23 protein-coding genes and 1 pseudogene are annotated in these 18,586 nt (G+C 53.5%); 17 read left to right on the forward strand and 7 right to left on the reverse strand.

The window, feature by feature from the left end; translation table 11 throughout:
* Positions 1 to 196 precede the first annotated feature (196 nt).
* Together CKO42_RS02995 and CKO42_RS03000 are read left to right on the forward strand one after the other, a co-directional pair.
* A complete protein-coding gene (locus CKO42_RS02995) occupies positions 197 to 1,345 on the forward strand; it encodes a glycosyltransferase family 4 protein (protein WP_200238496.1) in 1,149 nt (382 codons plus the stop codon).
* Positions 1,342 to 2,823, forward strand: a complete 1,482-nt coding sequence (locus CKO42_RS03000) for an oligosaccharide flippase family protein (protein ID WP_338034833.1) — start codon at positions 1,342 to 1,344, stop codon at positions 2,821 to 2,823. Before CKO42_RS02995 ends, CKO42_RS03000 begins: the two co-directional genes overlap by 4 nt.
* Here CKO42_RS03000 and CKO42_RS03005 read toward each other — a convergent pair.
* Positions 2,806 to 3,924: a right-handed parallel beta-helix repeat-containing protein gene (locus CKO42_RS03005; RefSeq protein ID WP_207148638.1), complete on the reverse strand. Its 1,119-nt coding sequence runs from the start codon at positions 3,922 to 3,924 to the stop codon at positions 2,806 to 2,808. The genes CKO42_RS03000 and CKO42_RS03005 overlap by 18 nt on opposite strands.
* A 30-nt stretch (positions 3,925 to 3,954) precedes the next feature.
* Positions 3,955 to 4,971, reverse strand: a complete 1,017-nt coding sequence (locus CKO42_RS03010; protein ID WP_200238508.1) for a sulfotransferase — start codon at positions 4,969 to 4,971, stop codon at positions 3,955 to 3,957.
* A 237-nt stretch (positions 4,972 to 5,208) separates the two neighbouring features.
* Here CKO42_RS03010 and CKO42_RS03015 point away from each other — a divergent pair, with 237 nt between their 5' ends.
* The 4 genes from CKO42_RS03015 to CKO42_RS03030 all read left to right on the forward strand — a co-directional run bounded on the left by CKO42_RS03015 (position 5,209) and on the right by CKO42_RS03030 (position 8,128).
* Positions 5,209 to 6,495: a hypothetical protein gene (locus CKO42_RS03015; protein ID WP_200238512.1), complete on the forward strand. Its 1,287-nt coding sequence runs from the start codon at positions 5,209 to 5,211 to the stop codon at positions 6,493 to 6,495.
* 83 nt (positions 6,496 to 6,578) lie between these two features.
* The gene (locus CKO42_RS03020) at positions 6,579 to 7,166 is read left to right on the forward strand and encodes an acyltransferase (protein ID WP_200238516.1); all 588 of its coding nucleotides are present in this window, start codon (positions 6,579 to 6,581) and stop codon (positions 7,164 to 7,166) included.
* Between the two features lie 43 nt (positions 7,167 to 7,209).
* On the forward strand, positions 7,210 to 7,746 hold the full coding sequence (locus CKO42_RS03025; protein WP_200238520.1) for a hypothetical protein: 537 nt from the start codon (positions 7,210 to 7,212) through the stop codon (positions 7,744 to 7,746).
* 19 nt (positions 7,747 to 7,765) lie between these two features.
* Positions 7,766 to 8,128, forward strand: a complete 363-nt coding sequence (locus CKO42_RS03030) for a hypothetical protein (protein WP_200238525.1) — start codon at positions 7,766 to 7,768, stop codon at positions 8,126 to 8,128.
* 759 nt (positions 8,129 to 8,887) lie between these two features.
* On the opposite strand, the gene CKO42_RS03035 is transcribed toward CKO42_RS03030, so the two are convergent.
* The 3 genes and pseudogenes from CKO42_RS03035 to CKO42_RS03045 all read right to left on the reverse strand — a co-directional run.
* Positions 8,888 to 9,790 carry an RpnC/YadD family protein gene (locus CKO42_RS03035; protein WP_200238530.1) on the reverse strand — a complete coding sequence of 301 codons (903 nt, stop codon included), beginning with the start codon at positions 9,788 to 9,790 and terminating at the stop codon, positions 8,888 to 8,890.
* A gap of 297 nt (positions 9,791 to 10,087) precedes the next feature.
* Positions 10,088 to 10,729 (reverse strand): RpnC/YadD family protein, encoded by a 642-nt coding sequence (locus tag CKO42_RS03040; protein WP_200239538.1) that lies wholly within the window; start codon positions 10,727 to 10,729, stop codon positions 10,088 to 10,090.
* Positions 10,698 to 10,874: pseudogene (locus CKO42_RS03045) on the reverse strand (pyridoxal-dependent decarboxylase, exosortase A system-associated); the annotation flags it as partial. The gene CKO42_RS03040 and the pseudogene CKO42_RS03045, both read right to left, overlap by 32 nt.
* Before the next feature lie 128 nt (positions 10,875 to 11,002).
* Between CKO42_RS03045 and CKO42_RS03050 the strand changes: the two are divergent.
* From CKO42_RS03050 to CKO42_RS03070, 5 genes are all read left to right on the forward strand, one after another.
* Positions 11,003 to 11,281 carry a type II toxin-antitoxin system RelE/ParE family toxin gene (locus CKO42_RS03050; protein WP_200239158.1) on the forward strand — a complete coding sequence of 93 codons (279 nt, stop codon included), beginning with the start codon at positions 11,003 to 11,005 and terminating at the stop codon, positions 11,279 to 11,281.
* 14 nt (positions 11,282 to 11,295) lie between these two features.
* Complete coding sequence (locus CKO42_RS03055; protein ID WP_200238535.1) at positions 11,296 to 11,628, forward strand: HigA family addiction module antitoxin; 333 nt, start codon at positions 11,296 to 11,298, stop codon at positions 11,626 to 11,628.
* Between the two features lie 631 nt (positions 11,629 to 12,259).
* Positions 12,260 to 12,505, forward strand: a complete 246-nt coding sequence (locus CKO42_RS03060; protein ID WP_200239163.1) for a type II toxin-antitoxin system ParD family antitoxin — start codon at positions 12,260 to 12,262, stop codon at positions 12,503 to 12,505.
* Between the two features lie 39 nt (positions 12,506 to 12,544).
* A complete protein-coding gene (locus CKO42_RS03065; RefSeq protein WP_200238539.1) occupies positions 12,545 to 13,735 on the forward strand; it encodes an AAA family ATPase in 1,191 nt (396 codons plus the stop codon).
* On the forward strand, positions 13,732 to 14,220 hold the full coding sequence (locus tag CKO42_RS03070; RefSeq protein ID WP_200238544.1) for a hypothetical protein: 489 nt from the start codon (positions 13,732 to 13,734) through the stop codon (positions 14,218 to 14,220). The genes CKO42_RS03065 and CKO42_RS03070 overlap by 4 nt, the downstream gene beginning before the upstream one ends.
* Here the strand turns inward: CKO42_RS03070 and CKO42_RS03075 are convergent.
* Positions 14,182 to 14,727 carry a transposase gene (locus CKO42_RS03075; protein ID WP_200238548.1) on the reverse strand — a complete coding sequence of 182 codons (546 nt, stop codon included), beginning with the start codon at positions 14,725 to 14,727 and terminating at the stop codon, positions 14,182 to 14,184. The genes CKO42_RS03070 and CKO42_RS03075 overlap by 39 nt on opposite strands.
* Before the next feature lie 113 nt (positions 14,728 to 14,840).
* Between CKO42_RS03075 and CKO42_RS03080 the strand changes: the two genes are divergently transcribed.
* From CKO42_RS03080 to CKO42_RS03095, 4 genes are read left to right on the forward strand one after another with little or no spacing between them, the layout of a single operon-like run.
* A complete protein-coding gene (locus tag CKO42_RS03080) occupies positions 14,841 to 15,509 on the forward strand; it encodes a Uma2 family endonuclease (protein ID WP_200238553.1) in 669 nt (222 codons plus the stop codon).
* A 21-nt stretch (positions 15,510 to 15,530) separates the two neighbouring features.
* A complete protein-coding gene (locus CKO42_RS03085) occupies positions 15,531 to 15,848 on the forward strand; it encodes a hypothetical protein (protein ID WP_200238558.1) in 318 nt (105 codons plus the stop codon).
* 49 nt (positions 15,849 to 15,897) lie between these two features.
* Positions 15,898 to 16,368, forward strand: a complete 471-nt coding sequence (locus tag CKO42_RS03090) for a helix-turn-helix domain-containing protein (RefSeq protein WP_200238563.1) — start codon at positions 15,898 to 15,900, stop codon at positions 16,366 to 16,368.
* Positions 16,368 to 16,949 (forward strand): PIN domain-containing protein, encoded by a 582-nt coding sequence (locus CKO42_RS03095; RefSeq protein ID WP_200238566.1) that lies wholly within the window; start codon positions 16,368 to 16,370, stop codon positions 16,947 to 16,949. The genes CKO42_RS03090 and CKO42_RS03095 overlap by 1 nt, the downstream gene beginning before the upstream one ends.
* Positions 16,950 to 17,016: 67 nt before the next feature.
* Here the strand turns inward: CKO42_RS03095 and CKO42_RS03100 are convergent, their stop codons facing one another.
* Positions 17,017 to 17,595 (reverse strand): transposase, encoded by a 579-nt coding sequence (locus tag CKO42_RS03100; RefSeq protein WP_200238571.1) that lies wholly within the window; start codon positions 17,593 to 17,595, stop codon positions 17,017 to 17,019.
* A gap of 178 nt (positions 17,596 to 17,773) precedes the next feature.
* On the opposite strand from CKO42_RS03100, the gene CKO42_RS03105 reads away from it, so the two are divergent.
* The gene (locus CKO42_RS03105; protein ID WP_200238574.1) at positions 17,774 to 18,013 is read left to right on the forward strand and encodes a hypothetical protein; all 240 of its coding nucleotides are present in this window, start codon (positions 17,774 to 17,776) and stop codon (positions 18,011 to 18,013) included.
* A complete protein-coding gene (locus CKO42_RS03110) occupies positions 18,010 to 18,408 on the forward strand; it encodes a CCDC90 family protein (protein WP_200238579.1) in 399 nt (132 codons plus the stop codon). The genes CKO42_RS03105 and CKO42_RS03110 overlap by 4 nt, the downstream gene beginning before the upstream one ends.
* Positions 18,409 to 18,586: the final 178 nt, after the last annotated feature.

The raw sequence follows: 18,586 nt of genomic DNA on the forward strand, positions 1-18,586 counted from the left end.
ATAATGCCTTGCCGGTCGCCGCATGATTGCCGAGTGAAAATCGATGGCAAAATAGAGAATCTATCAATTAGAGCCTTGCTCGGCATTTTGCACCCACTGTCAGAAAATAAGTCTGTCTGCTAGCAACGAATAACTACAGTCAGGTTATGGTTACACATGTATAAGTTAAGACTAAGTTGATAAAAGGAGACATGAGATGAAAAAGACACTCCTCCTGACTGAAAATTTCCCACCTAAACAAGGTGGTAGCAGCCGTTGGTTTTGGGAACTCTATTCCCGGCTGCCAACAAATAAAGTACTGGTCATTGCTAACAATACTAAAGGCGGAAGGGAGTGGGATGCAATTCATAGTATTCTAATAGAGCGATTACCACTCAGCAGTACTGAGTGGGGTCTAAAAAGCCTAACTGGATTAGCATTCTATATCAGATCAACCTGGGCACTGTTCAAAATCATAAAGGCACGAAACATAGAAGAAGTACATTGCGGGCGGGTAATACCTGAGGGAGTGATTGCACGAATACTTAATCTAGTCACAACCATCAGGTACCGCTGTTATGTCCACGGTGAAGATGTAGAATCAGCGGCAACGAGTCGTGAGCAGTCGCTTTTAGTTAGGGAGGTGTGTCGAAAAGCACTGAGCTTAATCTGTAATAGCCAAAATACGATTAATCTAGTCGAAAAACTAGGATATTCGGATTCTGATAAGTGCTACCTGCTACATCCTGGCGTTGATTTGGAGCGTTTTGTACCTGCACCCACTGATATTGATATTCAAGAGCGACTTGGTTGGAGCCAAAAGCGTGTACTGCTCACGGTGGGAAGATTACAGAGACGGAAAGGACAAGACTTTCTTATTAAGGCGATGCCTAGCCTCTTGAAGCGTTTTCCTGACCTCTTTTATGCGATTGTAGGGCAAGGGGATTGCTATGATGAGCTTCAAGACTTAATCGATAGCAATGACTTATCAGAAAACGTCAAAATTTATCCAAAAATGTCTGATGAGCAGTTGGTACAGTGCTATCAACAATGTGATCTCGTTATTTTGCCTAATCGCACTATTGGTAATGATATCGAAGGTTTTGGTATGGTGCTGGTTGAGGCTCAAGCCTGTGGCAAACCCGTCATCGCTGGAAGGTCTGGCGGTACTGCTGAGACCATGATTGTCGGTGAAACCGGTTTCCTTATTGACTGCACATCACCAGATCGTTTGGTTGATGAGCTTTTACCTTTGTTGGGCCTGCAGCCGTTAATTCCAGACCAAAACGCACCGAGGGAGCATGTGTTGCAACATTTCAGTTGGGTTCGCCATGTAGAAAAAGCCCGAGGTCACTTCTCTCAGTGAGTGCTGTTCGGCTACTCACAAGAGGCAGCCTACTTTCAGCCTCTTCGAAAATGTTTGGCAAGGTTATTGGCTTTGCCAGCACACTGATCTTAGCGAGATTGCTAACACCAGAAGACTTTGGCCTAATCGCAGCGATTAGTATTGTTCTTTATTTTTTTGACGTATTTGGTAATGCGGCGACAGAACAGTATGTCATGCAGAAGCGGCGACTGTTGTCTGTAGATCTACAGACTGCATGGACGATAAATCTTTTACTAAAATGCTTGATCTTTGTTATTTTGGTATTGCTTGCACCGTGGATAGCGGATTTAATGCGGCAGCCTGATATCACGTTAGGCATTGCAGTGTCAGCGTTGGTATTGCCAGTGATAGCGTTAAAGTCACCGTCACTGCTACAACAGAAACGACATATCCGCTATGAAGGGTTGTTCTGGTTAGCCCTTACGGAAAAATTGGTCGCATTTGGTGTTGTGATTAGTACAGCATTGGTTTTGCGGAACTATTGGGCCTTCATACTAGCTGACTTGATTTCATCTACAGCAGGGGTTTTGCTAAGCTATATTTGGTTTGGTAAGCGTCCACATATGACTATTATTGCTTGGCGGAAGCAGCTTGGATTTTCGTCTTGGATGATTGCGCGGAATATTATTGGCTACCTTCGCTCTCAGATTGATACTGTGTTCGTATCACGTCATTATCCAGCGGATACTCTTGGTCAGTATTATCTTTCTCGAGATCTAGCTATGATGCCTGGGCATTACCTGCTCGCACCTGCTATTGAGCCAGTTTTGTCGGCATTCAGGGAGACGGCTAAGAATGACTGCTATTTTTTGCAACAAGTAGCATCCACCATTTTGATCACTTTAATCTTTACTTTACCAATTGCTTTTTTTATGTCTGCTTATGGTGCTGAGATAACTGCGTTAGTGTTGGGTTCGCAATGGGCAATAGCTGGTCAGCTGTTTTCAATCCTGATTTGGTTGCTTGTTTACTGGGGAGCGGTGTACGTTCTAGAATTAGTCATTATCGCAACAGAAAAATTACGTTCACTTTTTATTTTTGATCTTATTGCCTTGGGTTCCGTTTTAATTGCGCTTACGTTGGCACTCGAGTTGTATGGAGGGGTCGAGGCTCTCGCTACTTCTCGGGTTTTAGCCGGGTTTATTACGACAAGTTCGTTTATTGTTTTTATTTTTCGTCAACGGGTTGGTTTGCTTCTTGAAATATTTGCTGGTGGGACTTTGGTTGCGATAGCCTCAGTGATCAGTGTTGAACAGTCTGTTGTGATGGTGAATTACTTTAACTCGTTCGCTAGGTTGACTGGGGTTAGCGGCTTGATTGCTGAGCTTTTGTTTGGGGGGCTAGCCTTTGCCATTGTCTATATAAGCCTGTTGATAGTAATAATAATATTTGCAAAGAATACACGAATTGGCGCCCAAATCCATAGTGTTGCCGGCAAACTAATGAAAGTATTGTGAAAGTTGGTTTATTAGAAATAAAAAACCGCCCAATAAACTGCCAGACTGATGGTTGTTGTAAAGTGCAGCGCTTCCACCATCACGAGAAGAAATTCTTCTGTTGGTCACATTTTTCTCTATTAGTGTGTCGATGGTTGCAGGAAAGCGGTACTCAATAGCATTTGGGTAAGAGTGAGTGAAAAAAATAACGTTTCTTGAAATTTGTGTGAGCGGCGTGCTTTCTAGGGATATACCTACATCGGAGAATTTGTTGTTGTTATTCGTATGCACAATGACATTATTCATGATCAGTCCACCTGCTTGAGTGTTTGGCATGTCTCCCATACCAAAACCGATGCCGCGGTCTGAGTCTATGATCGTATTGCCAGAGACAATATTCTCAACACTATTGTTCCATAAGTGAATCGCATACTGTGCGACATACTTCGATGGACTGGCGATGTTGCGGAAGGTATTGTTGATTATTCGCCATCCATGGACACGGTGGGCATCAATACCACCAATATAATAATTCGGGCCTACTTTGTCGGTATACTCAAAGACGCAGTTTTCGATCAGGCCATTTAAGGAGATAGCAGCTGTTTTTCCTCTTTGACCGCTCACCTTTAATAACTGTTCGTAACTATCTTGTAAGACAGCGTTCGTTAGTGAGAAATCACTTACCCCGAGCTCTGCACGCACTTGTATTAAGTGGTTACTGCTTTCTTTTAGAGTAAGGCCGCTTATTGTTATTTGGCTAGCTGCGACATCGATCAGAATTTCAGGCATGGCAGTTTTTACCATGCCGGAGCCGATGAGTACGACGTCGCTCGGCCTACCCGTTTGCCCTAAGAGAGCAATGCCATTCCGTTCTAGCCTCAGTCGCTGTGTGAGTGGATAAAATCCTGCTGCAAGATAAATTGTATCTATTTCACCTTTGTTGGCACGCTGGATCGCTGCTTGTAAACTGTTTGTGTCTTGTACCGTGGTGGTTGATGCGACACTGTTGGTTGGTAGCGCTAGCATCAAACATAGTAAACTGGTGAAGAGGTGAAGTAATCCTGTTACGACCATGGTGAAGGGTGGCCGCATTTTGATCATAGGGTTGTGAAGCGCCATCATGATATTACCAATTTGAGTTTTACGTCTTTGTCAGCGTACAGGGAAATATTGATCGAGTTGTCTTTCGCAGTGTTGTTCGATCTCGCTGAACCACTGATCGTCCGCAAAGCGTGTCCATTTTGTCTGATCTTGCTGCACGATTAACTCAAGACATTTTGATGGAATCTCAGGAGTCAGTTTCAGAGCCTGAAATGTTTCTTTGAGTATGGTTTCAGGTTCTTGGCAAAGTGTCTCGAAACAAATCGAGTAATCAGCGTATTCTTTGCCGAATATATAGGATAGCTTCCACAAGTAATAGAAGCGCATGTAGGGGTGGGGGGTAATCTTTTTTGCTAGGAACGGGTATTGTTTCTTTAGGTCTTCGCACCATAGATTAAGGTAAAAACCATCGTGAAATTTTTTCACTACACTGTCTTTGTTTGTGTTTTGCGTTCCTATACAGGAACAAAACTGATTTCTTGGGTGTCGATAGATGTGTAAGATACTGGCTGAGGGGAAATGGCTGCGAAGCCAGGGCAAGCGGAAGTCAATGCGGTTAAACTGTAGGACTGGCATTCCTTTCGCGTGAGATATCAATTCTTGGATATATGCTTCCATTGCTGGCAGTACAGTTGCCGAGTCCATAAATAAGTTTTCTGATATCCAGTTTTCATCGTAATATTTGTCTAGATTCGCTAGTCCATTGTATTCCGTCCAATAATCTTCGACACCAAGATGTGTTTTGTCGACCTTACTGCCCCGGCCTGCAGTATCAAACCAGCGTCTTTCGTTAAATGGTTCGTAGTAGGACGTGAATAAGGGAATTTGGCGGAATATATTCCAAAGTAATGTTGAGCCGCTTCTAAACCGGCCTGTAATAAAAATCGCCCGATCTTGGTTGTTTGGTTGTATTTGGTTGCTTGTGTCAAGATACGGATTGGTATAGTTTTGGGACAGGCTGGGCTTCCTTGTGGCACGTTGAATCAAAGAGACTAAAGCATCTTCTACCGTTTTATGTTGCAAAAACTTGAAAAATAAAGACAAGGATACGTTTTTGAGTTTACTCATTGATCTTGCGCAACGGTCGGAGCGGTATGTTGACACATTCGCCTTGACATTGGGGGAACGTGATAGAAGTCCGGCTTTGATATCTGATGAATGGTAACTTATCACAAGGTGAGTTGCACTCCAACATCCTGTGTCGAGGGTAAGGAATTTGGAGCGGCAGGAGATGCACAACCGGTCTTTAGCAACGCTTCACCGATATCTATTTCTGAGGCAAATACAATTTCTTGGATCAGACTTATGAGTAGACTCCCCTTATCCACAGCGATATTAGTCTCTTTTTTGGCTCTATTTTTTGTCAGCAGCGGGCTCGATGCAGCGGTTGACTACGTCTATCCGGTTGGTGGTAAGTATAAGCTCGTATATAAGGGCGGTATCCGGCTTGAAGCTGGAACATTTGGCAGCAGTCGTGTTGCCTATACCGTCGGTGCTATTACGGTAGATGAAGCCTCGCAGACCATTTGGATAGCGGGTCATGCCCACCACTTCAGTGTGGGGGCTTTTGATCTGCCGCAGCCTGTCCAATCTTTCGATATCGGCGTCTTACCGATTGCTCCAAATTCACAACCTTTCGTTAAGATTGAACCACCAGTCATGCTTGAAGGGAATCCGGGTAGAGTCACTGGCTTGCAAGAGATCGATGGGCGATTATATGTCAACGTAACTAATTACTATGATGCGAACTGCAATAACCGAAACACGACGGTCGTTTTTGGTGATGCGTTCGATATCGATAGATCAGAGCAGGCTGGATACTTTCAGATGGGGGGACGCAGGCACGCGGCAGGGTGGATGCAACCACTTTCTGATGCTTGGGAGGCAAATCTCGGGGGGCCGTATTTGACTGGGTACGCGAGCAATATTCCGATTAACTCATGCCTTAGTATTGGCCCATCACTTTTCATTTGGGACCCGGCGTCAGTATCAACACTTGAAGACGGCGGTCTGATTGAGACAACGCCTCTCATTGATTATTCATTAAGCTTGCCTCTGAGTGAAGATCCATATAACGAGTCAGGAAATAATACATTATGGACAGAGCTTTCGAATGCGTATCTAGGTTTTGTGCCTCAAGGTAGTTCAGATTATCTCGTGATTGGCACCTCTGGCGGGCATTTCAGTGGTATCGGCTACAAGATTACCCAGGATAATGGTAATCAGTGTGGTGGTCCTTGTGCGCGAGAACATGACGACTATTACAACTATTTTTGGCGTTATGATCTTAATGATGTCGCCGCAGCGCGCAGCGATTCGCGTTTGCCAGGCGAGTTACGGCCCGTTGATTATGGGTTGATGCCGGTATTTGACGGACAAAATCGTGGTTCGCCACTCATTATCGGCGCTGCCTATGTGCCGGAAAGTTCCAATCTTTATTTGTTGTTCGGGAGTGTTGACACTACTCAGAGTCGTTTTGAGAGGCAGCCATTACTGTTGGTCTACTCTGTTGAGAGACAATCGAAGCCACCTATTGATCCTACAATGGTTTTGTCGAGGCCTACTTGGTGGTGGTCTGTGATTGCGCAATGATCCCTGCCTACAACATTCTACAGCATCTATAACCCGTACTAAAGTGTTAGTCTTTGTGATCGATTAGGCAGGCTGAGCAATAAATGGCGAAAAACAGTCTAAAACACATTCTTAGATCTGCGGCTTTGACTCTCATGCTGCCACTCGTTTTGTTATATCGTATGCTGGGTGTGGTTGGTGACAAAGACGCATTGTTCTCAGCCTTTAGTCAGTTGCTCAGTTTGCTGCCTGGCAAAACTGGCAGTTATCTACGCGTTGGGTTTTATCGGTGGGTCTTACCCGTGTGCGCTGACTCTATCTATATTGGCTTCGGTGCGCTGTTTGCTCAACGGGAAACAATCATAGAGGATGGTGTTTATGTTGGGCCGCAGTGCAACATTGGCAGTTGTCGGATAGGAAAAAATACGTTGCTAGGTAGTGGTGTCCACTTGATGAGCGGAAAGGGCCAACACTGTTTTGAGGATCTAGAGACGCCTATCAAGGACCAAGGAGGGCGATTTGACCGTATTGTGGTCGGCGAAGACTGCTGGATTGGCAATGGCGCATTGGTCATGGCGGACATCGGCAATGGTTGCGTTGTTGGTGCTGGTTCTGTTGTGAGCAAACCGGTGCCTGAATACAGCATCGTCTCTGGTAATCCTGCACAGGTGCTGAGGCAGAGAGCGACATAAACTCACCATCCTCATCGAATTTCACGAATATCAGGAGAGTACGATGATTCGCATCTCGACTGCCGTGCTGATTGCTGCTGTGTCGCTGAGCGCCGTGGTTTTGCTTTTTCGCGACCCTATCACTGTGAAAGAAATTAACGATATTACCGATACGTCGGCTGCGGGTGTAGAGTCCCTGCTAGCTAAGGTAGATGCAACTCGAACTCTGTCTTTCTCGTCGACAGAACGTAATAGCGCTATGATCCCGATGACAGACAACCGGCTTCCTATTCGATCCGGTTCATCACCAGCGCAGTCTATTGGACAACAGCCGCCGGGCTTTGTTGTCCTCGATGCCAGTGCGCCAAGTGAACGCATCGATATCGGAGAGCTTCGAGACCTCGAAGGCATTGCCATCGAAGATAGTGCTTCAGAACCCATTGAGATCGGGGAGCCATTGGACGCTGATCCCCTCGCTGATTCCCTCAGACAGACCGCACAGCGAAGTGGAGTTGAAGTCCAAGACATTGGTCCACCACTGCCTGTACTCGATGAAACCATTGACCCCTGGATTCTAATCCCGGCGCGTACCGGCGACTGAGCCGTTAGGAGAACCTCTTATGTCGAACAAACTCGTCTTATCAAGCCTCATCCTCAGCACTGCCTTAATTGCATCCACAACCTTAGCTGGAACCGCAGTCATCAACGGCAAAGTCACTCGGACTTTAATCCATAACGATGGCGGTTTTGGCGGCTGCATGGCTCAACTGTCTGTCGATCCTCAAGCGGCCTTACCTGCCTGCGGGGGACGCTGGGTCACGTTTAGTTGTACCGGTGATTTTACTGACCAAGTGTCCGCCTATCGCAGCATGGATCAGGCTCAGCTCGCCTTGGCAACCGACAAGAACGTGATGGTGATCATCGACGATACACGGCGCCATAACGGCTTTTGTTTCGCGACGCGGATTGATGTGATGCGTTGAGTTGGGTGATGTTAGTAGAAGAAGTGTCGGATAACTCAATACTTTACTTGGCCGACCTTTGGAATGGTGCCGATAGGCGGGACCAGGCATAGTCACGCATGTGCGTTATTGGGATCATCCGCTGCAAGGTTTCCGATACGAAAGCCAAAGCAATGTAGAGGGTAATAACAAAAGTGATGCGCCCCAACTCTTGAGAGTGGAAAAGACGGTAGAAGTCTGGTCCAATCGCATAGACCAGGGGGTGCCGCGCCGCAATGGATGCGGCATCCGCGCGGCGGGGAGAACCCCGATGATGTCACCTGTGTGGTTTTCCGCCAGGTAGTAGGTCGTTGCTAATCCGTAACCCTGCTCAAGCGCCTGCTTCCAGGCCCAGCGATGGTAGGGTGTGGAGCGCGAATGCGCAGTCACGTATTCGTCCCAGCGCGCGGCGTCGGTTGCCGCAGCTGGCCGTACGACTCGTACGACTGCGGCGCGGTTGCTGCTGGGTGAGGAGGCGGAATTAGTCACCGGGAGAAAGAATCTGGGTGTCAGGGGCGTGGGGTCAGCATGCTGCGCTAAAGTACAGCAAGGTTAGGCGTTATGCGACTTAATCGATGATGCTCGTTATCGAGCGATGGCGCGAGAGGTGGAGGCGTGTGGCGCTGCTGCTCTCTGTACCAGGAGTCAAGTGCTTTGCAGACGGGCGCGGCTTCCGCAGGGCGGGCCAGGTAGCTATCAATCGCAATGTTGCCAGCGTCCGATATGTATGACGGTGCGGCTTCATGCGGTTGGTTCATCGCAAAAGATGTCTTCGAGCGCTTGGGCCTCTAAGGCGCGGTTGAACCAGAGGGCTAGGGTCTCGGCGTCGGCAGTTTCAAGACGCTGGTGGATCGACTCGGAGGGCTCGCCGAAGCGTTTTGTTAATAGCTGCCGTAGTAAACGTGCTTCACCGCGTGCTTCACCAATGGCTTCACCCTGGCGCAGAAAGCGCTCGGCAAAGCCGCTGATTGCGGCGGCTTCCGGCGCGTGCTCTTGTTGGTAGATCATGCGTTCTTCCTCGCTCAAGTGCGCATAGATGTCGACGAAGTCGAGATATTTGAGTTGCCGCTCGGGGTCGGGTTCCAGTTCTAGCAGGCCGCGTACGGCCTCGGCGTAAACCGCTACCCGCTCGCTGCGCGGGTGGCGCATGTTTGGCAGATTGAGGCGGGCGATGAGATTGGGGCTGCCAAAATGATCGCGCGCCTGTTGCTGGCGAAAGGCGTAGGCGAGACAGGCGAAGGCCAGGTAGGCGCGCCGCTCGCTGCCAAGGCGGAGTTCGGTGGCGTAATGTCCGCCGCGCAGGAAGATCACCACGGGCACGATGCGCTCGGTGCCCAGCAGTTCGGCGACATCCAGACAATAGTGAGCCAGCCGATGGATCGAGAAGCGTCGGGTTTTGGTCTCTTCCTCGAACAGAAACAGCAGGGCTTCGCGCCGTCTGTCTGGCCACTCCACCAGCAGGGGTGTATCCAGTTCGCGGAACCGATCGCCGAGACGCTCCTTGAGCTGTTCTTCGCGTACTGGCAGATAGCGCACGCCGGGCGCGCTGAGGCCCTCGGCCTCATCGGGTGCGAACAACTCGATGGCTTGGCGTGGGTAGTCGATGATCAGATTTTTGAAGTTTTGGTCGTGACTGCTCGGCATGGTCAACTACCAGAACGGGTATCCGGCTCTCGTGCACTGTTAATGATGGTACAGGATTCGCGACGGGCAAGCGCCAAACTGGCCTTCGTTGGCTTCCAGACCAGGGTAAGCCCGGGCGAGACCTCCAGCGCTACGCATCCGCGCCCAGATTCATCGGATCGGCGGGTACTTAGCCCAATATCAGCGCGTCTTTTTCGAGCGCTGATGGCCAGTTTGCGGCGTCATTGCTGGGGTTACGCCTACCTGATTGATCGTTTCCTCCTGCCGGTGCTGCAGAGTGGGGCGCGGCGCTTCCGGTCAATCGTAAAAGATGTCCTCGAGCGCACGGGCCTCTAAGGCGCGGTCGAACCAGAGGGCTAGCGTCTCGGCGTCGGCGGTTTCAAGACGCCTCTCGATCAACTCGGAGGGCTTGCCGAAGCGTTTTGTTAATAGCTGCCGTAGTAAACGTGCTTCGCCGCGTGCTTCGCCGCGTGCTTCACCGCGGGCTTCACCAATGGCCGCACCCTGGCGCAGAAAGCGCTCGGCAAAGCCGCTGATTGCGGCGGCTTCTGGCGCGTGCTCTTGTTGGTAGATCATGCGTTCTTCCTCGCTCAGGTGCGCATAGATGTCGACTTCCAGCACCCCGCGCACGGCCTCGGCGTAAACCGCTACCCGCTCGCTGCGCGGGTGGCGCATGTTCGGGAGATTGAGGCGGGCGATGAGATTGGGGCTGCCAAAATGATCGCGCGCCTGTTGCTGGCGAAAGGCGTAGGCGAGATACGCGAAGGCCAGGTAGGCGCGCCGCTCGCTGCCAAGGCGGAGTTCGGTCGCGTAATGCCCGCCGCGCAGAAAGATCACCACGGGCACGATGCGATCGGTGCCCAGCAGTTCGGCGACGTCCAAACAATAGTGAGCCAGCCGATGGATCGAGAAGCGCCGGCACCCGCTCGTCATCGACACCGAAGGCCTTGGGGCCGCCGCTCAACTTCATGCCCGAGCTTTTGAGTTCAAAATCTGGATTCACGCGCACCGCGACATGAGCGGTATGGCCGCTGCGCTCGGCGATCGCCGCCTCCAGCTCCCAAGGCGCTTTGCCGGGGCCGGCCTAGCTGATCTCGGCGGCGGGCATGCCTGCTTGCCGTTGAGCCATGTGCATTGCCCTTCGCTGCCTGCAAAGGGCCTGCCTGCCCATAGACTTTGACCAACGTAACCTTTTGCGTTACGCTCCACGACATGATTCAGTCGTTTCGCTGCCGTGATACCGAAGCCTTTTTCTACGGCAAACGCATCGCGCGATTCGTCCCTTTCGAGTCGGTCGCGATGCGTAAGCTGCAGCAGCTTCATGCAGCGCCAAATTTGGCGTTTTTGCGTCGTCCGCCCGGCAATCGTCTCGAGGCACTCACGGGTGATCGCGCCGGGCAGTACAGCATCCGCATTAACGATCAATGGCGCCTGTGTTTCTGTTGGGAAGACAACGCGCCATGGCAGGTCGAAATCGTCGATTACCATTAAATAGAGCAACCGATATGAACCGTGAAGTCGCACTGGTGCATCCTGGAGAAATCCTGCTCAAGGACTGGCTGGAACCACTCGGTATCAGTCAATATGCCTTGGCTCAAGCCATCGGTGTGCCCCGACGCCGCATCAACGAAATTGTCCGTGGGCAAAGGGCGATCACCGCCGATACCGCCACACGCTTAGGCGCCTTTTTCGATGTCGACGCACACGGCTGGCTCGCCCTGCAAGCGCATTACGACGCAGAACTCGCCCGTGAACGTCTGCAAGGGGAACTCTCGCGAATTCCCCGCTACGATCGGCTCACTTCCGCGCGCCGCACCCAAGAGCACGCACAGGCCTAGACCTGCCGGTCCTGTCATCGAAGATTGGTCTTACCGCATGACTCTCGACATCCACCACAGGCGTCACTGGCTCCTGTCACGAGCTGCGTTATCCCGCGCCCGATTCCCAGAGCGCTAACGGCTACCAGTCGCTGCTCATCGACCACGTCGGGCGGCTACCCTATCTGCTTGCCGCCGGCTACCAGTGTGCAAGGACGGCGTTGGCCGGGAAACTGGGTGAGGTGTTGGAAGGAACCGAGGTTGTTGTGCCTTGAGGCATTGGCTGCGCGGGTGGCGCATGTTCGGGAGATTGAGGCGGGCGATGAGATTTGGGCTGCCAAAATGATCGCGCGCCTGTTGCTGGCGAAAGGCGTAGGCGAGATACGCGAAGGCCAGGTAGGCGCGCCGCTCGCTGCCAAGGCGTAGTTCGGTCGCGTTATGTTAATGATGGTACAGGATTCCGGACGGGCCAGCGCCAAACTGGCCTTCGTTGGCTACCAGGCCAGGGGCATCCTTGGGCGGGACATCCAAGGCTACGGCCCGTGTGGAGGCGATGTCATGCTCGACGGCGAGTGCTACGCCATCCGCGCCCAGATCCACAGCTTGACAATATTTGGCAAAGATTGCCAACATCGTCCCCGGAGGTGATCTTATGGCAACTATGAACATTTCTTTGCCGGATGCGATGAAGGCTTGGGTCGATCAATGCTCGCGCTCAGGCCGCTACAGCAATGTCAGCGATTACGTTCGGGATCTGATACGTCGCGATCAGGAGCGTGCTGCAAAGATTGTCGAGCTACAAAGCCTCATTGACGAGGCACTGGCCGCTGGTGAAGGGCGGCGATCCATGGAGGCGATCGAAGCCGAGGCGCTCGCAAGGCTTGCGAATATCAAGTGATATCCGTACGTTCTCAGTGAACTGGCCACAAGCGACTTCATGTTCATCACCCGCATCATTCTCCGTAACTACAAAAGCATCGGGCATTGCGATGTCAAGCTCGGCCCACTGACCTATCTGGTCGGTGGTAATGGCGCGGGGAAGAGTAACTTTCTCGACGCCTTACATCTCGTGCGCGATGCCCTCGCTGGATCGCTCGACAACGCGCTGAATGAGCGCGGCGGTTTGAGCGAGGTGCGGCGTCGCTCCAGCGGCCACCCGACCCATTTCGGTATCCGCCTGGAATTGATCCTGCCAAATGGTCAGCACGCACGCTATGCCTTCAACATTCGGGCGTTGAAAGATCGTGCCTACGAAGTGCAGACCGAGGAATGTGTCATCGAGGGGTTGGGCCGGGGTCTATTCTTCAAGATCGAGCGGGGGCAATTGCACAGCACCAGCGAAGTCGCCTTCCCGTCGGTGACACCTGATCGGTTGGCCTTGGTCTCAGCGTCAGGACTCCAATCATTTCGACCAGTGTTCGATGCCCTGACCGCCATGGGGTTCTACAACCTCAACCCAAAGCTGATGCGCGAGCTTCAGAAACCGCAAGACGGTCGACTGCTGAAGCCTTCCGGCGAGAACATCGCGAGTGTGGTCAGTCACCTGGAGCGGGTGGAATCGGATCTCCCGAGCATCAAGGAATATCTGCAATCCGTCGTCCCGATGGTGCAGGATGTTGAGCGCAGGCAAGTCGGACCAATGGAAACCCTGGAATTCAAGCAGGAGATGTCGGGCGCCAAACACCCTTGGCGGTTCTTGGCGCAGAATATGTCGGATGGCACCTTGCGCGCATTGGGCGTTCTCGTCGCACTGCTGCAAGGCAATCCAGATTACTCGCCGACCCTGATCGCGATCGAAGAACCGGAGACCGCCTTGCACCCGGCCGCTAGCGCCGCGCTGCGCGAGGCACTCAAACGCGCGTCGGCCAAGACGCAAGTGCTGGTCACCAGCCACAGCCCTGACCTTCTCGACGATTACAACCTACCCCCCGATGCGTTCCTGGCGGTGGTTTCCCAAGGCGGTGAGACCCGGATTGCGCCCCTCGATACTGCATCGCGCGAGAGTATGCGCGAGCAACTCTTTTCTGCGGGCGAACTGTTACGAATGAACCAACTGGACCCTGACGCAGAGGAACTTGCGATGCAGGATCAGCATCAAGCCGATTTGTTCGGCGAGGGCGAGGCGTGAAGATTGCAGCCATCGTCGAGGGCGATGGCGAGGTCGATGCCTTGCCAATTCTTCTCCGTCGGCTGGCGGACTGGCGTACGCAAGACCGCTATCCACAACCCCTGAAACCGATTCGGGTACGCCGCGACCGATTCTTGAATCGCGAGCAAGAGTTCTCACGCCATTTGCAGCTGGCTGCAAAAAAGTGCGGTGAAGATGGCTGGATTCTGGTGTTACTTGATGCTGATGATGATTGTCCGGCGGAGCTGGGTTCGAAGACGCTTGAGCGCGCTAGAATCTGTGGCAAACAGCCGATCCTTCCGCAAGCTCTGCGCGGAATGGGACAAGCAGTGTGCTCACGGAAATTTCAGATGATTGACACCCCCATCGCCTATATCGTCTTCAACCGCCCGCAGCACACCGAGCAGACGTTCGCGATGCTGCAGAGCAGGGCGCGGCACGCTTGGTCAATCGCAAAAGATATCCTCGAGCGCGCGGGCCTCTAAGGCTCGGTCGAACCAGAGGGCTAGGGTCTCGGCGTCGGCGGTTTCAAGACGCTGGTGGATCGACTCGGAGGGCTCGCCGAAGCGTTTTGTTAATAGCTGCCGTAGTAAACGTGCTTCACCGCGTGCTTCACCGCGTGCTTCGCCGCGGGCTTCACCAATGGCTTCACCCTGACGCAGAAAGCGTTCGGCAAAACCGCTGATTGCGGCGGCTTCTGGCGCGTGCTCTTGTTGGTAGATCATACGTTCCTCCTCGCTCAAGTGCGCATAGATGTCGACTTCCAGCAGCCCGCGCACGGCCTCGGCGTAAACCGCTAGCCGCTCGCTGCGGGCGTGGCGCATGTTCGGCAGATTTAGGCGGGCGATGAGATTGGGGCTGCCAAAATGATCGCGCGCCTGTTGCTGGCGAAAGGCATAGGCGAGATACGCGAAGGCCAGGTAGGAGCGCCGCTCGCTACCCAGGCGTAGTTCGGTGGCGTCATGCCCGCCGCGCCTGAACCCCGACGCCAACGGACTTACAGCGGGGTCACGAATCGAAAGTCGTTTGCAATTGAGTCACTTCATCCGTTCCCCTTAAACTCCCTGTCAGCCTCTTCCTATTTTCGCAGCCGCGGACTCTGACCATGCCGACTCCCCAGCCTGCCCTTGCGTCCTCAGGGTTCTTTCCCCCACCGCTGTCTCCACAGGGTGGGGAAGTCCCAGGCTTCAGTGGGCTCAACCTGCGCCTCCCACGGCAGTGCTCGCGCGATAACGACTGGCTCGTCGCGCTTTGCGAGGCCAACCGGGAACTGCGTATCGAACGCTCGTCACAGGGAGACATCGTCATCATGCCACCAACCGGCGCCGAAACGGGCGCACGCAATGCCGAGTTAACCCGCCTGTTCGGGAACTGGGCCGCCACCGATCGGCGAGGTCGCGTGTTTGACTCCTCCACCGGCTTTTTGCTACCCAACGGCGCCATGCGCTCGCCCGATCTGGCTTGGGTCCGCAACGCCCGACTGGCCAAGCTCAGCGCAGAGCAAAAGCGTGCGTTTCTGCCATTGGCTCCAGATGTTGTCATCGAGCTCGCCTCCGCCAGCGATCATCCGGAAGCACTCCATGCCAAGATGCGAGAATGGCGCGATAACGGCGTCGGGCTTGGCTGGTTGATCTTGCCTCAAGACCGACACCTTTGGCAGTACGCCCCTGATTCAGATCCGATCTGCTTGCAAGACCCAACCGAGCTGCGCGAGGGCGAGCTGTTACCCGGGCTGGCGTTATCCATGGCTGGGATTTGGGAAGCCGGATTTTGAGACCTCCGCCTGATCCTCTAGATGAATCGGCTTGCCGCACAGGCCAAGGCACTGCTGGAGGCCGGTCCCAAGAGCGAGCGCCCAGACGCCCGGTTCACGCTGTGGGCGGCGGGCATCACCAATGATGGTGATCCTTGTCGAGCGGCTCTGGCACCGGCTGCGCGTGCTGCAGTTTTAGTTGCCAAAAGCATCGGGCATTGCGATGTCAAGCTCGGCCCACTGACCTATCTGGTCGGTGGCAATGGCGCGGGGAACAGTAACGCAAAAGATGTCCTCGAGCGCGCGGGCCTCTGCCCGCCCCGCATCCGTGCTCATCCTGCTGTGGTTTGTTGCATTTAATGCATTTATAGCTATGATGCCGCTTAGGTCTTACCAAGAAGAGTGGCCCATGACAACCATAGAACGCGTGCATAAGGTCGCGTCTCCCGTCCTGACTGCAGCAGACAAGGATCTTGCACGAGCGGCGCAGCGCTGCATCATGGGCGCGCTAGATCATTCTCGGGCCGCAGCGCTGGTTCTGACGACGGAGAACGGTGAGCACCCACAGGTTGAGGTGCCGCCCGCCGCCCTGAGGCTCATCGGTCAGTTGCTCGGTGCAATAAGCCAGGACAAGTCGGTCGTGTTGATGCCGGCCGAGAGTGAGCTCACCACGGTTGAAGCCGCTCATTTTCTGAATGTTTCGCGTCCCTTCGTGATCAAGGAGATGGAGGCCGGTCGTCTCCCCTACCGAAAAGTCGGCACCCACCGCCGCGTCACCTTGAACAACTTGATGATCTACGAGAGGGCGATGCGCCAGCAGCAAGAGCAAGCGCTCGAGCGCATGGCCGATAACGCGAGAGAACTCGGGCTGGATTATTGATGGCTAGGCATGCGCGATACACGGCAGTCTTGGATGCATGTGTGCTGTATTCCATTGCTGTGACCGATGCCTTGATGAGCCTAGCGACGGCCGGACTCTTCGCTGCGAAGTGGACTGTTAAGATTGAGGACGAGTGGATTCGCGCACTGGAGACGCGACGGCCAGATTTGGCGGGGAAGTTGGATGTGCGACGGGACAGTATGCGTGCCGCAGTTCCTGATTGGGAGATACCGTCGGCCCAATGGCAGCGCTTGAACTTGATCGTCGAGTTGCCGGATCCGGATGACGCTCATGTGCTGGCTGCAGCTGTCGCTGGCCAAACTGATTGCATTGTAACCGATAACTTACGCGACTTTCCCGCCGACATTCTGAATGCTTTCGAGATCGAGGCGATTGATCCGGACACCTTTATCGTCCACCAGTTGGACCTTCATCCCATTGCGGCGATCTCCGCATTTAAACGTATGCGAGCGCGACGCAAAAAGCCGGAGACGACGCCGGATGAGTTTGCGAATGCGCTTGAAAATGCGGGGTTGGCCAGTACAGCTGAGCGGTTGCGCGAAGCGGCTGAGTTGATTTGAGGGTATCGAACAACTGAATGTTGGCGCCGCGCGGCTCACACTAGCCCCTCGGGGGTAGAAATGCCGGTCAATCGCAAAAGATGTCCTCAAGCGCTTGGGCTTCTAAGGCGCGGTCGAACCAGATGGCTAGCGTCTCGGCGTCGGCGGTTTCAAGACGCCTCTCGATCAACTCGGAGGGCTTGCCGAAGCGTTTTGTTAATAGCTGTCGGAGTAAACGGGCTTCGCCCTGGCGCAGAAAGCGCTCGGCAAACCCGCTGATTGCGGCGGCTTCTGGCGCGTGCTCTTGTTGGTAGATCATGCGTTCTTCCTCGCTCAAGTGCGCATAGATGTCGACGAAGTCGAGATATTTGAGTTGCCGCTCGGGGTCGGGTTCCAGTTCTAGCAGGCCGCGTACGGCCTCGGCGTAAACTGCTACCCGCTCGCTGCGCGGGTGGCGCATGTTTGGCAGATTGAGGCGGGCGATGAGATTGGGGCTGCCAAAATGATCGCGACCCCTGACATCACGCTTTTCGATCGACTCAGAGGGCTCGCCGAAGCGTTTGGTTAACAGTTGTCGGAGTAAACGGGCTTCACCCTGGCGCAAAAAGCGCTCGGCAAACCCGCTGATTGCGGCGGCTTCTGGCGCGTGCTCTTGTTGGTAGATCATGCTTTAGTCCCTCGGCCTCATTGGGGGCGAACAACTTGATGGCTTGGCGCGGGTAGTCGAGAATCAGACCCCAGGACGCGCCCCCGCTCTCGTGTCGGGAGCCCGTTATACTTGCGGAAAAGGCTCCGTCTAACTCGGGGGCGCGCTAGCATGAAGCACCAAACAGAGAATACGGGTAATGACCATGGTTTACGCCGAACTGATCGAGAAACTGGAGAGGCTGCCGGACGAAAAGCGGGCAGAGGTTTTCGATTTCGTTGATTATCTGGCCGCCCGATTTACCAGCCACCGAGCCCCGATCGTGGATCACTGGACTGATCAGGAGTTTGCCGACATGGCAATGCAGCAGGCATTGCGTGGCATGGATGATGATTCGGTTATTTACGGCGACACCGATCTCCGCGAGCGTTGGCAATGAAACGCGCTGGGCAAATCGCCTTGACGCCCTTTCCCAACACCGATCTCTCCGGCTCCAAGCGACGCCCCGTCTTATTGATCCGTCAGGCATCCATCCGCTTCGATGACTGGCTCGTTTGCATGGTGTCCTCGCAACTGCATCAGGCCGAGACTGGTTTCGACGACACCCTGGAATTGGTGGACAAACTCAAGACTGCGGGCTTTGCGCCCGAGCAGGCAGAAGCGGTCGTGCGCGCCATCGGGACGGCACAGGATGAGCACGTGACGAAAGCCAACCTAGAGCAAGCCCTAGCTCCAATCCGCACCGATCTAACATATATGGTCCGCCCCGCGATGCAAGAGCCACTTGACTGTTCAGCAGAAGGAAACGTTGCGGCCATATATCCGGCGTCGTGATGAGGTGGCGTGATCGCTCCTCGCGCCCTGATGGAATCCGCGCGCATTCCTGTCCTTATCACTGTTTCAGTCTCGGCGATGCCGGCTGGTGAGGATTACAGGGTTTCAGGAATGCAGGACAAGCCTTTCATGCCATCACAGTGACAGTCACTCTTAGCAACTCGTGGTTAGAAACTCG

It is taken from the genome of Lamprobacter modestohalophilus (assembly GCF_016583905.1).
Taxonomy (GTDB): domain Bacteria; phylum Pseudomonadota; class Gammaproteobacteria; order Chromatiales; family Chromatiaceae; genus Lamprobacter; species Lamprobacter modestohalophilus.

Excerpts from the sequence above, each read along its gene's own strand:
- CKO42_RS03090 (WP_200238563.1), top strand. The coding sequence starts at position 15,898 with ATGACAACCATAGAACGCGTGCATAAGGTCGCGTCTCCCGTCCTGACT.
- CKO42_RS03060 (WP_200239163.1), top strand. The coding sequence starts at position 12,260 with ATGGCAACTATGAACATTTCTTTGCCGGATGCGATGAAGGCTTGGGTC.
- CKO42_RS03020 (WP_200238516.1), top strand. The coding sequence starts at position 6,579 with ATGGCGAAAAACAGTCTAAAACACATTCTTAGATCTGCGGCTTTGACT.
- CKO42_RS02995 (WP_200238496.1), top strand. The coding sequence starts at position 197 with ATGAAAAAGACACTCCTCCTGACTGAAAATTTCCCACCTAAACAAGGT.
- CKO42_RS03095 (WP_200238566.1), top strand. The coding sequence starts at position 16,368 with ATGGCTAGGCATGCGCGATACACGGCAGTCTTGGATGCATGTGTGCTG.
- CKO42_RS03030 (WP_200238525.1), top strand. The coding sequence starts at position 7,766 with ATGTCGAACAAACTCGTCTTATCAAGCCTCATCCTCAGCACTGCCTTA.
- CKO42_RS03065 (WP_200238539.1), top strand. The coding sequence starts at position 12,545 with ATGTTCATCACCCGCATCATTCTCCGTAACTACAAAAGCATCGGGCAT.
- CKO42_RS03050 (WP_200239158.1), top strand. The coding sequence starts at position 11,003 with ATGATTCAGTCGTTTCGCTGCCGTGATACCGAAGCCTTTTTCTACGGC.
- CKO42_RS03005 (WP_207148638.1), bottom strand. The coding sequence starts at position 3,924 with ATGATGGCGCTTCACAACCCTATGATCAAAATGCGGCCACCCTTCACC.
- CKO42_RS03085 (WP_200238558.1), top strand. The coding sequence starts at position 15,531 with ATGAATCGGCTTGCCGCACAGGCCAAGGCACTGCTGGAGGCCGGTCCC.
- CKO42_RS03100 (WP_200238571.1), bottom strand. The coding sequence starts at position 17,595 with ATGATCTACCAACAAGAGCACGCGCCAGAAGCCGCCGCAATCAGCGGG.
- CKO42_RS03105 (WP_200238574.1), top strand. The coding sequence starts at position 17,774 with ATGACCATGGTTTACGCCGAACTGATCGAGAAACTGGAGAGGCTGCCG.
- CKO42_RS03110 (WP_200238579.1), top strand. The coding sequence starts at position 18,010 with ATGAAACGCGCTGGGCAAATCGCCTTGACGCCCTTTCCCAACACCGAT.
- CKO42_RS03080 (WP_200238553.1), top strand. The coding sequence starts at position 14,841 with ATGCCGACTCCCCAGCCTGCCCTTGCGTCCTCAGGGTTCTTTCCCCCA.
- CKO42_RS03015 (WP_200238512.1), top strand. The coding sequence starts at position 5,209 with ATGAGTAGACTCCCCTTATCCACAGCGATATTAGTCTCTTTTTTGGCT.
- CKO42_RS03025 (WP_200238520.1), top strand. The coding sequence starts at position 7,210 with ATGATTCGCATCTCGACTGCCGTGCTGATTGCTGCTGTGTCGCTGAGC.
- CKO42_RS03035 (WP_200238530.1), bottom strand. The coding sequence starts at position 9,790 with ATGCCGAGCAGTCACGACCAAAACTTCAAAAATCTGATCATCGACTAC.
- CKO42_RS03010 (WP_200238508.1), bottom strand. The coding sequence starts at position 4,971 with ATGAGTAAACTCAAAAACGTATCCTTGTCTTTATTTTTCAAGTTTTTG.
- CKO42_RS03055 (WP_200238535.1), top strand. The coding sequence starts at position 11,296 with ATGAACCGTGAAGTCGCACTGGTGCATCCTGGAGAAATCCTGCTCAAG.